The sequence below is a fragment of the Mesorhizobium sp. WSM4848 genome, from assembly GCF_055811375.1.
On the sequence record NZ_JBVVPX010000044.1, the window covers coordinates 1 to 12,248 of the forward strand.

A 12,248-nucleotide genomic window follows, 5' to 3' on the forward strand; every position below is an offset into this window, starting at 1 on the left:
CCCCGCGCCCGGAGAGGGGGCTTTCGTAGGGCGCAGTCCCCCTCTCCGTCTCGGCTTCGCCGAGCCACCTCTCCCCCGCTTCGCGGGGGAGAGGAACCCAAGCTCGAATTGCCCTCCCCCTCGTGGAGAGGTGGCAGGGGCGAGATTGGAGCGGGCAGATGCCCCAAAGCTTCCATGTAAAATAGCCCTGTCAAATGGATGCAAATGTCCGGCCGCCTGCCCAGGGAGACAGGCTGACGGCCGGACCGGCGCTTACTGCTGCGGTGCCGAATCGATGATCGACTGCATGGTTTCCTGCGCATTGGCGATGGCGCCATTGACGTCCTCGCCGAAGAAGACCTCGTTGACCATCTGGTTCCACGGACCATTGGCGGAGTTGATCAGGTCGTTGAACACCACCGAATAGGGCGTCCGGCCCTTGGCCATGGCCTCGGCGGCGATCTTGTAGCGCGGGTCTAGTTCCTTCAGCGCCTCGTTGGCGATGTCGCCACGCACCGGAAGGCTGCCGTATTTCGCCAGGATGGTCTGGCCCTCCAGCGAATAGGCGAAATCGAGGAATTCCTTCACCACCGCAACCTTGGTCGTGCCCTTGGTGACGACGAAATTGTCGCCGCCGGCAAAGGACGACCAGCCGCCATCCTTGCCAGGCAGGAAGGTGACGCCATAGTCGATGTCTGGATACTGGGTGTTCAGTGCGCCGATGGCGAAGGCGCCGGACGGCGAGATGCCGATATTGCCGGCGGCAAACGCGGCAAAGAAGTTGGAGCCGGTATCGGTCTGCGCGCCGGCCGGCACCAGGTCCTTCTTGACCATCGAGCGGTAAAGATCGATGGCGCCGCGCAGCTGCGGGCTGTCGAGCGTCGCCTTCGAGCCGTCCTCGGTGAGGATGTCGCCGCCCGAGGCCCAGATCAGCGGCGTGAACGTGAAGATGTTGCAGCCGCCGCAATTGCCGGAGAAATAGAAGCCTTTGATATCGCCGCCAAGCGCGTTGACCTTTTCGGCATAGGCTTCGATCTCGGCCCAGTTGGTCGGGCCCTTTTCAGGGTCGAGGCCGGCCTGCTTGAACAGTTTTTTGTTCCAGATCAGCACCGAGCTATCGGCGGAGAACGGCAGCCCGTAGATGCGGCCTTTATAAGTGCCGGTCTTGACGTGCGCCGGCGACAGGCTGTTGAAATAAGGCAGCGACTTTGCCCAGTCGGTGATGTCCTCCAGCTGGCCGGCGGCAGCGAAGGACGGCGTGTAGATCAGGTCGAGCGACAGCGCATCGGGCGCCGTGCCTCCGGCAGCGGCTGCGCCATATTTCGGGATGATCTCGGCATTGGGGATGATGTCCAGCTTGATCTGGTTCTCATGCCCCTTGTTGAAGGCATCGACGATGCGCGGCATGAAGTTCGAGCCGTCGGCCCGGACCCAGATGTTGGCGGTTTCGGCGGCAGCGGCTGGGAAGGCAAACAGGCTCGCGGCAAGCGCAAACCCGGCAATCATGGTCTTCATGGTTCTCCTCCTCATGTTTTTCTCCTCATCGTTCTTTCCTGCGGCCGCGCTCCCGGCACGGCGTCTTTGATTTAGCCATCCGACGGACGGCCGCATGACTGACGCACCACCAGCCGGCACGGCAGTTTTCGGATGCCCGGCTCAGCGGGTTCGCCGCCGACGAGCGAAAGCAAGGTAAGCCCGGCCTCGCGCCCGAGTGCCGCCAGGTTCATGTCGACAGAGGTCAGCGGCGGGCGGGTTGCCTCGGCGACGATCTGCCAATTGTCGAACCCGATGACGCCGACATCGTCCGGCACAACAAGCCCGCGCTCGCGCAAAGCGTCGATGACGCCGCGCGCGATCTGGTCATTACCGCAAAACACGGCGTCGGGTTTTTCGCCCCCGCTCTTCGACAGCTTGCCGTCGAAGAGCGTCTTCACCGCCTCGTGCCCCCATGCCTCCGACCACGATCCGAGCAATGGTTCCATGACCGGCAAGCCTTTCTCGGTCAGCACGTCACGATAGGCCTGTGCCCGCGCGTGCACCACCGCAAAACTCGTCGGCCCGCTGACATGGGCGATGCGCCGCCGGCCGAGCCGGCAAAAATGCTCGACCGCCAGGCGCGCGCCGCCGGCATCGTCAGACACAAAAGCGACGGCGCCGGGATCTGGCTGGGTGAAGGCGTAAATCACGGGAACGCCGAGATTGGACAGGTCGACCGGCAGATGGCGGTCGATGCGCTTGCCGGTGGCGATGATGCCGTCGACGCGCTTGTCGAGCATCGCATCGACATGCATCTGGCCGAGGCGCTGGTCGTCCTCGACATTGCACAAAAACACCGAGACGCCCTTGTCGACCAGCGCATCCGAAATGCCCGACATGACCGGCAGCGAAAAACGGCCATAGGTATCGTTGGTCAACAGGCCGACGGTGAACGAGCGCCGGCGCAACAGGCTCTGCGCCAGGCTGTTGGGGCGAAAGCCAAGACGCTGCGCCGTCTCGCGAATACGCTCGCGCGTCTCGGCGGTCATCCGCCCCTGCCCGTTCAGCGCCTTCGACGCCGTCGCAATGCTGACGCCGGCAAGCGCTGCCACCTCACGGAGGGTGACCGGCTGCTTGGCGGAGACTGGCGTTGGCTGGGTGTCGGACGCCATGATTTGGATATCGATCCTCCCGTTTGAGAAAAGCTTTTCTCTTATGGTCCTGCGAGGGCGCTGAGTGCCGAGATAGCAGACGCGGGCGATATGGGAAAAGGTTTTCTCAGAGGGAGATTAGATCGAAGATGGGGGTAAGGCAAGAGCGCATGGAATGGTCAGTGGCCTGCCAAGCCTGTTTCGCCCGCTTTTATGCCACCGGCAATCACCTGCCGGCAGGCCTGTAGATTTGTTCGCATTGCCCACAAAATGCTCAGCCACCACGTAGCTGATTGCAAATGTGCGTATTTCATGCAACGTATTTCGCTAAATTTGCGAAGTTTACGTGGAATATGACGTCATCCTTGTCACAAAAGCGCGAAAAATTCCGTCAACTGGCTGAGAGCCGGACCACCAAAGCACTTGAGGCGATAGCTCGGATCGGCAATCTCTCAAACCGTCAGGTCTACGAATATGAGGAGGTCGAGGTGAGGAAAATCATTCGAGCGCTGCGGGAAGCCGTTGTTGCGGTAGAAGGACGCTTTGAGACGCCCCGTGTCCGGAAATCCGGATTCAAGCTGTAGGATTGGCAATGGACTCTTCGAGCATTACTCCGATCCAAATTGACGATACCGATTTCTTGGTGGCGACCACGATCGAGCGTTGTCCGCGGATGATGATGATCCGCGAACTCACGAAGAACGCGCTTGAGGCCGCGTCTCAGGCAGAGGAAGGACGTCGGCAAGTAACCTTCCGGGTGGTCGATTTCGGCGGCACACCGAAACTGGCCATCTGGAACACCGGGCCTGGAATGGACGCGAGCGAACTCTATCGGATGTGCGATTTGGCCGCATCAATCCGAAAGGAGAAGGGATTGGATGCGAACTTCGGTATGGGCGCGAAGGTGGCCTCACTTCCCTCTAATAAGCTCGGCATGATCTATCGATCGTGCAATTCCGGTGAAGTGAACGAAGTCCTCCTCTGTCAGCGCGATGGCCGCTACGGCCGGCTTCGTCGCCAACTCGATAACGGGGAATTCGCAGAGGTCGTGAACGTTACGCAACAAGCGCGCGAGGAAGGGTACGACCTCGGGGAGGATTGGACTGAAGTGCGGCTCCTGGGCAACGAGCACGAGCAAGATACGGCACGCGACCCTTACAACGGCAACCCGCTCTTAGACGCTCAGTGGCTGGCGACCTACCTATACCACCGGTTCTACCGGCTACCCGAGGGCGTCCGAGTGGTGCTCCAAACCGGCACGCACAAGCTTGGCGAGGGAACGCGCGTGTTCGAACCTCTGCCGCGACGAGCGGCGGCGGGTGCTTTCGAGAGGACCGAGACCGTCGAAACGCCGGTTGGAATAAAAGTCCACTACTACTACGACCCGCCCTACGAAAAATCACCAAGCCACAATCGATCAATCAGCGGAGCAATCCAATCCGCGCTCAGCCTCGTAGGTATGGTGTACAAGGACGAACTCTACGACGTGAAAACAGGCAGGGCTTGGGCGATCAATGCTCCACTCTTTGGCGTCCCGTTCGGGTCGAAGCATATCTCCGTCCATATCGAACTTCCTGACAACGCGTCGGTACTGCCGGACGGCTACCGACAGTTCTTGCGTTATAGGTCGGGTGAGCAGGAAACGGTTCAGGCTACGCACTTCGGCGATCTAGTCGCCCAGCATCGTCCGCAGTGGCTCATCGACCTCATCCGCTCATTTGCACCGGAAAGCACCTCGAACGACGATATTCGTGACGAACTTCAGAAGCTGCTTGACGATCTGCGAGTACGTCGCGTTCTGCCACGTGCGACGCCGACCGGGGTCCGGCTGGTGGACTCTTCCTCGGGTGTTGGCACTCAGCCGACGCGGGAAGGCGAAGGCTCGACCAATGGATCGAAGCCGAGGACGAAACATGTCGATCTCAACCTAGCGCCGCAAGGCGCAAAAGCGGCGGACCTCTGGAAGGACCGTGAGCGGGCGCCTGAGCTTGTACTATTGCGATCGGCGGAAGAGATCGACGAGAAGCAGCTTCGAAGCCGAGCTGGACGCTACTACGAGAACGGACAGTTGTTTCTCAACATGCTGTATCCCTCGATTGGTGAGATGCGCGAGACGTTGGAGGCGTCATACGCCACTGTCACCGACGTTGATAGCATGCGGGAGGCAGCGCTGCAGCAAGCGGAGAAGAGCATGATCCTGCGTGTCGGCAGGGCTGTTGTGTTCGCCCTTGCAAAGCAGTTGAATAAGGAATGGGACGCCGACGCAGTCAAGCATGCGTTGGCACCAGAAAGTTTGAGTCTTGCCGCGGATGACTTCTACGATTCCCTCCAGCCAGCACGCCGAAGCATGGGCCGCCTGTTCAGGCCCAACCGGCAAAGTGACGAGACGAATGGCGCCGAGGACGAGGAGTTGGTGCTCGTAACCGCATGAATCGGAGCCGTGCGCATCGAATGGCTGTCGCTGCCGGAAGCCACTTTCGCCACCTCATTGCTTAAAGCAATGCTCGCGGTGCCATTGCAAGAAACGAGGATGCGGGCGGTCAAACTGTCGACGAGCGGGAAGCGCGCAACGGGTTGTGTTTATGAATGCCTGCACGCTGTCGAGGTCGTTGACCTGTCGTGAGATCAGGATTTCCAAGTCATCGGACAGGCTGATCAACCCGCGATCGAACATCCAATGCGCTGTGCCAGACAACGCGATTCCATTGTTGATGACGTCGGGTCCGTTCGCTTCGACGGGTCGAATATGCGCGGCAGAAACCTCGGCCCGGCCGCGGCTATTTATTAATTTGAGTCCGGTGATCGCGCAGCGCTCGTCGTAGGCGCGCAAGACGATGCGACGGAAAATTCGGTCCCGCACGATTCGCGATCTGATATAGTTTACGCGATCACGACTCTGCTCGAATTCGAATGGCGCCTGCTCATCGTGAAAGCCGGCAGATGTGCCGACCTCATCGACGCGCGGCAGCAACGAACCATTCGTGTCCAGGCCCAGATCGATAATTCGGTTGAAATCGGCTGGGCTGATTGGGCGGACGGCCGATTGGGCGCGACCGGAAATCCGCCCTTGGTCGTTGAGCAAGCCTCGTTCAACGAGACCATCAGTTCCGTTGAATGGAACAGGATTGACGAAATCGAGATAGGTCCCGGGCTCGATCAGAGCGAGGTACATATCAGGCGTCACAGGATCGGGAATGATCTGTTGAACCTTGGCTACGGCGTAATAGCCACGGGTATCGTTTACCTTGCTGGGCTCGTAATAGATGATCCAGTCGCCGACGCATGCTTCGACGCGGCTTAGATAGGGGCGAGGAAACTGGTACTGCTCTGCGGGGCTGTCATCGTAGATCGAATCTGAGCGATGAATGAATACCCCGAACCCCATGATTTTCCTGCAATGCGTTTTTGGGAATATCTGCCTCAGATGTAACTCCAATCCGATCTTGGGAACTTAGTCCAGGTCGGAGAAGCTTTTCCCCATGGTATCGGTCCTTTGGAGGCGAATAGCCCTAACAAGCGCCGCGCATATTTTCACGAGGCATGTCGCAAAAGGCTCGCGCGGTCCGTCCTCTGACAGAAGGAGAGCGCCATGCGAAACTCATCGTCACCGAATTCATCAGCGTCGATGGCATCGCCGAGGTCGAGAAGCTGCCCAGCGTGACCTGGAACGATGAAATGCAAAGGTTCAAGGAGGACGAGCTTGCTGACAGCGGCGCCATGCTTCTGGGGCGCACGACCTATGAGATTTTCGCCGGCTCGTGGCCTGAGGAAACCGGAGACTTCGCCGACCGCTTCAACGCGCTGCCGAAATATGTCGTGTCGACGAGCCTGAAAGCGCTCGACTGGAAACCGGCCGAGCTGCTGCAGGGCGCACTGCCGGGAGCGGTCAGGGAATTGAAGCAAGGCAGCGGCGGCAACATTTATGTGCATGGCAGCCTCAGCGTGGCGCAGGAATTGCTGCGCCACCGGCTGGTCGACCGCGTCAGGCTGCTCAGTTATCCCGGCGCCGTCGGCCAGGGCAAGCCGCTGTTCCCGCCCGGCGAACAGGTGCCGCTCGAGCTGATTTCAGCCGCGCCATTCAGCAACGGCGTGGTGGCGCTTGAGTATACGCCGGTAATAGCGAAGTTGTGATACGCTTTACCGCTCCTTGCCCGTTTCACCCATCTGCTGCTCAGCCGCAGCGAGGCCCTGGGCTCCGGCTTGAAACAAGAACAAGTCGCCCCAATTCCCTCCAGCAAAGTCAGCTTGTATTCGGAGGGCACCGATGGACGTCTTTTCGCCTAAGGCCGGGTTCCTTTCCGTTAGAATTGGGCCTCTCGCTCTCGTCTCGGTCGCGGCGGCCGCCTCTGGCGTGGCTCTCGCCCCCGGACCCGCGCGGGCTGAGGTTCTCGCCCGCGTTCCCGCCGCGCGCGAAATGGCGGTCTGCGGCGACGTCCTGTTCGTCGGAACCAAACGCTCCTCGGTCTACGCGGTGCCGGTGTCCGGTGGCCGCGCCCGGCGGGTCGCCTCCGGACTCTCCGCTCCGAATGGAGTCGCATGCTCACGCGGCCGTTTGTTCGTAGCTTCGAGCGACCGCGTGACCGCGTTCGATATCGGGCCGGGGGGCGCCCTGAGCGGCAGGCGCGACATTCGCCAAGGGCTGCCGAATTCGGGAGCCCACAATCTTCGCTACATTGCCGTCGGCCCCGATTCCCGGCTCTATGTCTCGTTCGGATCGCCTTGCAACATTTGTTTGCCGCGTGGACTGCAAGGCACGATAGTCAGCATGAACCAGGACGGGTCCGATCTTCGGCGCGTCGCTTGGGGCGTTCGCAATTCGGTCGGCTTCGACTGGCGCGGCGGCACCATGTTCTTCACTGACAACGGCGCCGACCGAATGGGCGACGATATCCCGCCGGACGAGCTGAACGCGCTTCGGCCGGGCGGCTTTTATGGCTTTCCCTACTTCGGAGGCCGAATCCCGCTTAAGGGGTTCCGGGACGCACGGCCGCCCGCGCAGCAGATTCCGCCCGTCTTCGAATATCAAGCGCATGTCGCAACCCTCGGAATCCATTTCTTCCGCAGCCTCGGCGGCGACGCTCTGGTCGCCGAGCACGGCAGCTGGAACAGGTCAGTTCCAGTCGGGCGTCAGGTCGTGCGGGTGCGCTTCAGGGGCGGCCGGCCCGTCTCGGCGACGACTTTCCTCAGAGGCGTCGGTCGGCCCGTGGATGTCAAGGAAGCGCCGGACGGTTCCGTGCTCGTATCCGACGACGCCGGAGGCGCGATTTACATCTTCAGGCGATGACGAACGCTGGTGATTGGAGAAGGCGCCGATGACAGCCAATCTCCCCCCTTGAGGGGGAGATGGCCGGCAGGCCAGAGGGGGTTGTCTCACGTAATGCGCCAACCTCCACTGTCGCAAGCGAGGAGGTCGCGCCCGATCGAACCGACCCCCTCTGCCCTGCCGGGCTTTCGTCGTTCGGAAAGCCAAGCAATTGGCTTTCCGTCCGCTTCGCGGACCACTCCTCAACCCCCTTGAGGGGGGAGATCGGCAGCTTCGGCCTCGGCGCTTCAAGCTCGCCCGTTTCGGTCATCAGCGTGCCTCGCCCCGACCTTACAGCGCCCTTCCTTCCGCTAGTCCGCCCCGTCGGTTTTTGCCCGCTCGATGAATTTCCCGGCGACCGCCTTACCGAGCGCGGCGCCGGCCCGGTTGTCCATTTCATAGTGGATGCCTGCCCAGACGCGGGAATCACCCGCCTCTTTGCCAACCGCGCGGATAAACTCCGCATGGCCGGGAAACAGGTACGCCAGGACCTCACATCGGGCAGTCGAGAGCGCGGAGTGGTTCGACGGATAACTGGGATGAGCTGGCACCGCGAACATGGGAGTGATGCTCGCGTCAAGCATGTTGGGCCGCAGATACCAATAGGCGTACTTCCCGTCGTTGCTTGCAATGTAGGCGTCGTAATAGACCGTTGCGAGCATCGCGTAAGCCCGCGCGGCACGCGGCGGGTTCGTATCCGTCTTGTCCTCGAACATCCATTTGCTGGCATAATCATACCAGTCGGTGAACAGGCCGGATGGGCTTTGCCAGTAGAATGCTTTGTAGCTGCTAGGGAATTTTCGTTCAAACTGTCGGACTGCATCCATCTCGGCCTTTACGGCCGGGGACTGGCAGTCGGGCGGCGCCGGCGGCCTGAATTCATCGGGTGCAGCCAGCACGATCGGCTTCCAGTTTGGCATGGTTACATTGGCGGGTTTTTTCCCGACCCACATGCACGGCCCGGTCGGAACGGTGCCGGTCCACTTTGCATCGGAGCCATCGGCCTTTGCCCGCGCAATCACCTGCTCTGCGACCCTCCGCCCCAACTCCAGGCCAGCGGAAGAATCGCTTGGGAACTGGACACCGGCAAGGACACGCGACTGTGCCGCTTCTTCGGCCATTGCCTTGAACGACGATGTCTCTTCGGGAAAGAAATAAGAAAGAACGGTGGCGGCAGCTCCGGCGGCTGCGGCATGCTCGGATGGATAGGAGGGACTCCGCGGCGGCGGCAGCGCAGTCGCCAGTGTCGCATCCGCCTCGCTCGGGCGCGGCCGATTGTAGAAGTACTTCGCGTCCCAGGCAGCAATGGTGGCGTCGTACATCGCCATCGTCAAATAGGAGTAGACGCGGTGCGCATTTGGAATCTGCTGGTTTTCGAGAAGGCGATTGTTGACCAGATCGATCCATCGGTACCCAGGCGAGCCGGCGTCCCAGAAGGTGATTTTGTCGGCGGCAGCCGGATCCTTTTGCGCCAAGAGATCCCGCATCTGCGCCAATTCGGCTGCTGCGGCGGAGGCGTCAGGCGGCGGCGGGACTCGGAAGTCCTCGCCAGACGTGATCACCCACGTCTTCCACGTTCCAGCCTCTGGTTCTATCAAATCCGATTGGGCGAAAGCGCAGTTCCCTGAAAAAAGGATTACCGCGCAGGCCTTGCCAAAACCGCTGAGCATGCGAGCCTCCCCTAGGTTGCCCCCGCCCAAAGACGGAGGGTTTTCCGTTTTCACGGCCTTCCTTTATTTTAGCGAAAACTAATTATACCGCGAGGCGCTGCCGGGTAAAAGGATAAAAGTTAGAGCCGGGCAGCGTTGTGAAAGAGCACGTCCGAAGGCCACTGTCTTCCTGATTTGCACCCACTTCCTATCCTGCCAATCACATTGACTGGCACTTTGCATCGCTGGTGATTGGCGAAGGCGCCGAAGACAGCCAATCTCCCCCCTCGTGGGGGAGATGCCCAGCAGGGCAGAGGGGGGCGCGAAGGAACGCCGGCCTTCGTTTCAACCTGTGATCGGCTGGGGACTTGCGCGGTTACGCTATGCAATCGACTGATAGGTTGGCGGGACAGCGCCCCCCTCTGGCCTGCCGGCCATCTCCCCCACAAGGGGGGAGATCGGCAGCTTCAGCCTCGGCGCCCCTCCCCGCCTGACCCTACCTTCTGCTCGGCCGCGACCAGCATCTCGACAAACCTGGTCACCTTGGGCGGGCGAAACCGTGCGGCGGGGTAGACTGTGTAGATGCCTCCGGAGGGCAGCTGCCACTCGGGCAGGATGTGGATTAGCCGCCCGGCAGCCAGCTCGTCCCGTACCAAAAAGTCCGGCAGCACCGACAGGCCGGCACCGGCGCGGACGGCGGCCAGCACGGCCGGCGTCGCGTCGATGGCGATCGTTGCCTGCATGCGCACGGTTTGCTCGGCGTCGCCGCGCGAAAATTGCCAGAGCAGCGGTTCGCGCAGCGCCATGTTGGCGACGAAGGGCAGCCCGGACAAGTCTTGCGGTTCGCCGGCCTTAAATCGCCCGGCAAACTCGGCGCCGCACACCATGAATTGCCGAAAGATGCCGATGCGTCGTGCCTGCAGGCTGGAATCGGCCAGCCAGCCGACGCGGATCGCCACGTCCATTCCGCCGGACGCCAGGTCGATGGTCTCGTCGCCCGGCGTCAGCTCCACCCGGCAGCCGGGATAGCGGGCGCTGAAGGCGGCGACCACCGGCACCACTGCCGAGGTGCCGTAATCGTTGGGCGCCGCGATGCGCAGCGTGCCGGTCGGCTCGGCGGCAGCCTGGGCGAGCTCGTCGAAGGCATCCTCGGCCTGCTGCAGAACTTGCAGGCAGCGGGCATGGAATGTCCGGCCGCCCTCGGTCGGATGGACGCGCCGCGTCGTGCGGATCAGCAGCGTCGTTCCGACATCGCGCTCCAGCCGCGCCACCTGCTGGCTGACGACCGCCTTGGTGATGCCCAGCCGCTCGGCAGCCCGGGTGAAGGAGCCGGCATCGACCACCGCGGCGAAATAGGCCAGCCGGTTCAGGTTCATGCGCGGCTCATGGCAAATGCACTCATTGTCAGGCAATGGCATACATTACGTCTATTTTGTTGGCCTTCAATACGCATTCGGCTTTTGCCATCTTCCCGGCGTCGAGGCTGCGCCGGGAGATGCGCCCGCCTCGCCCGAATTCCGCATCTCCCAGGAGACATCCATGTTCACACGGAGAGCCATCATGAAAACCACCCTCGCCGCCGGCGCCGCCGCCGTCTTCGCTCCCCCCGGGCTTGGCCATGCGGCCGGCGGGCTTTCCTGGAAGCATTTTCCGGCCGGCGAAAACGGCTTCTTTCGCGCCCCGGTGCTGATCACCGGCGCCTCCGAGGCGCTGCTGATCGACGGCGGTTTCACCTATTCCGACGGCCGAGCGGTGGCCGAGGCGATCAAGGCGACCGGCAAGACGCTCACCACCATCTATGTCAGCCAGTCCGACCCGGACTATTATTTCGGCCTCAAGCCGATCAAGCAGGTTTTTCCGCATGCACGGGTGATCGCCGCTGCCGAGACGGTGGCCGCCATCAACGGCAGCGTCGACAAGAAAATCGCCGTCTGGGGGCCGCAGCTCAAGGAGAATGGCCCGCAGGCGCTTGCCGATGTCGTCATCCCCGAGATGTTCGACGGCAAGACGCTCACCGTCGATGGCGAGACCATCGAGATCGTCGACGCCGAAGGCCTCGCCAACCGGCGCTATCTCTCGGTGCCGTCGCTGAATGCGGTGTTCGGCGGGGTGATGATTTTTTCCGGCGTGCATGTCTGGACCGCCGACACGCCGACGAGGGAACAGCGCGCCGCCTGGCTCGCCAATCTCGAAAAGATCGCGACCGCCAAGCCCGAAATCGTCGTGCCCGGCCACATGACGCCGCAGGCCGCCACCGACCTTTCGGGCGTCGAGCACACCAAGACCTACCTCATTGCCTTCGAGGAAGAACTGGCCAAGGCCAAGGACGCGGCCGCACTCAAGGGCGCCATGGAAGCCCGCTTCCCCGGCCTCGGCATGGGCGTCGCGCTCGACATCGGCTCCAAGGTCGCCACCGGCGAGATGAAGTGGGGCTGAGGACACGACCTGGGTTCCTCGCCCCCACCGAAAGGTGGGGGAGAGGTGGCCGCGAAGCGGCCGGAGAGGGGGCTTTCGGAAGGCGCAGTCCCCTCTCCGTCTCGGCTTCGCCGAGCCACCTCTCCCCACTTTCGTGGGGCGAGGAACCCAAGCTGGAACGAGGCCTGCGCCGCCCCTCACCCAATATTCTGAATCCGCCCCCAGGTGCATTTGGTTCCCCAGATGCCGGAGCGAAGCGCTTCGTGCTGCACGATC

General features: G+C 61.9%; 10 protein-coding genes. 5 read left to right on the forward strand and 5 right to left on the reverse strand.

What is annotated here, in order from left to right; genetic code table 11:
* Nucleotides 1-252: 252 nt before the first annotated feature.
* The gene (locus AC0L16_RS29170; protein ID WP_473624858.1) at nt 253-1,494 is read right to left on the reverse strand and encodes an ABC transporter substrate-binding protein; all 1,242 of its coding nucleotides are present in this window, start codon (nt 1,492-1,494) and stop codon (nt 253-255) included.
* 71 nt (nt 1,495-1,565) lie between these two features.
* Nucleotides 1,566-2,627 (reverse strand): LacI family DNA-binding transcriptional regulator, encoded by a 1,062-nt coding sequence (locus AC0L16_RS29175; protein ID WP_473624860.1) that lies wholly within the window; start codon nt 2,625-2,627, stop codon nt 1,566-1,568.
* A 344-nt stretch (nt 2,628-2,971) separates the two neighbouring features.
* On the opposite strand from AC0L16_RS29175, the gene AC0L16_RS29180 reads away from it, so the two are divergent.
* Nucleotides 2,972-3,190, forward strand: a complete 219-nt coding sequence (locus tag AC0L16_RS29180) for a hypothetical protein (RefSeq protein WP_473624862.1) — start codon at nt 2,972-2,974, stop codon at nt 3,188-3,190.
* Nucleotides 3,191-3,198: 8 nt separating this feature from the next.
* On the forward strand, nt 3,199-5,037 hold the full coding sequence (locus AC0L16_RS29185) for a hypothetical protein (RefSeq protein WP_473624863.1): 1,839 nt from the start codon (nt 3,199-3,201) through the stop codon (nt 5,035-5,037).
* 54 nt (nt 5,038-5,091) lie between these two features.
* Here the strand turns inward: AC0L16_RS29185 and AC0L16_RS29190 are convergent, their stop codons facing one another.
* The gene (locus AC0L16_RS29190; protein WP_473624864.1) at nt 5,092-5,991 is read right to left on the reverse strand and encodes an HNH endonuclease; all 900 of its coding nucleotides are present in this window, start codon (nt 5,989-5,991) and stop codon (nt 5,092-5,094) included.
* A gap of 155 nt (nt 5,992-6,146) precedes the next feature.
* Between AC0L16_RS29190 and AC0L16_RS29195 the strand changes: the two genes are divergently transcribed.
* Together AC0L16_RS29195 and AC0L16_RS29200 are read left to right on the forward strand one after the other, a co-directional pair.
* Entirely contained in the window at nt 6,147-6,737 is a 591-nt protein-coding gene (locus tag AC0L16_RS29195) for a dihydrofolate reductase family protein (protein ID WP_473624866.1), read from the forward strand.
* Nucleotides 6,738-6,870: 133 nt separating this feature from the next.
* Nucleotides 6,871-7,890 (forward strand): PQQ-dependent sugar dehydrogenase, encoded by a 1,020-nt coding sequence (locus AC0L16_RS29200; RefSeq protein WP_473624867.1) that lies wholly within the window; start codon nt 6,871-6,873, stop codon nt 7,888-7,890.
* 329 nt (nt 7,891-8,219) lie between these two features.
* On the opposite strand, the gene AC0L16_RS29205 is transcribed toward AC0L16_RS29200, so the two are convergent.
* Together AC0L16_RS29205 and AC0L16_RS29210 are read right to left on the reverse strand one after the other, a co-directional pair.
* Nucleotides 8,220-9,578, reverse strand: coding sequence for a phosphatase PAP2 family protein (locus AC0L16_RS29205; protein ID WP_473624868.1), 1,359 nt, complete (start codon nt 9,576-9,578; stop codon nt 8,220-8,222).
* A gap of 446 nt (nt 9,579-10,024) precedes the next feature.
* Nucleotides 10,025-10,933 (reverse strand): LysR family transcriptional regulator, encoded by a 909-nt coding sequence (locus AC0L16_RS29210; RefSeq protein WP_473624870.1) that lies wholly within the window; start codon nt 10,931-10,933, stop codon nt 10,025-10,027.
* A gap of 163 nt (nt 10,934-11,096) precedes the next feature.
* Here AC0L16_RS29210 and AC0L16_RS29215 point away from each other — a divergent pair, with 163 nt between their 5' ends.
* On the forward strand, nt 11,097-11,993 hold the full coding sequence (locus AC0L16_RS29215; protein ID WP_473624871.1) for an MBL fold metallo-hydrolase: 897 nt from the start codon (nt 11,097-11,099) through the stop codon (nt 11,991-11,993).
* Nucleotides 11,994-12,248 lie beyond the last annotated feature (255 nt).

What these genes read in the sequence shown, in the direction of transcription:
- AC0L16_RS29170 (WP_473624858.1), bottom strand. Translation starts at nt 1,494, where the DNA reads ATGAAGACCATGATTGCCGGGTTTGCGCTTGCCGCGAGCCTGTTTGCC.
- AC0L16_RS29175 (WP_473624860.1), bottom strand. Translation starts at nt 2,627, where the DNA reads ATGGCGTCCGACACCCAGCCAACGCCAGTCTCCGCCAAGCAGCCGGTC.
- AC0L16_RS29185 (WP_473624863.1), top strand. Translation starts at nt 3,199, where the DNA reads ATGGACTCTTCGAGCATTACTCCGATCCAAATTGACGATACCGATTTC.
- AC0L16_RS29190 (WP_473624864.1), bottom strand. Translation starts at nt 5,991, where the DNA reads ATGGGGTTCGGGGTATTCATTCATCGCTCAGATTCGATCTACGATGAC.
- AC0L16_RS29195 (WP_473624866.1), top strand. Translation starts at nt 6,147, where the DNA reads ATGTCGCAAAAGGCTCGCGCGGTCCGTCCTCTGACAGAAGGAGAGCGC.
- AC0L16_RS29200 (WP_473624867.1), top strand. Translation starts at nt 6,871, where the DNA reads ATGGACGTCTTTTCGCCTAAGGCCGGGTTCCTTTCCGTTAGAATTGGG.
- AC0L16_RS29205 (WP_473624868.1), bottom strand. Translation starts at nt 9,578, where the DNA reads ATGCTCAGCGGTTTTGGCAAGGCCTGCGCGGTAATCCTTTTTTCAGGG.
- AC0L16_RS29210 (WP_473624870.1), bottom strand. Translation starts at nt 10,933, where the DNA reads ATGAACCTGAACCGGCTGGCCTATTTCGCCGCGGTGGTCGATGCCGGC.
- AC0L16_RS29215 (WP_473624871.1), top strand. Translation starts at nt 11,097, where the DNA reads ATGTTCACACGGAGAGCCATCATGAAAACCACCCTCGCCGCCGGCGCC.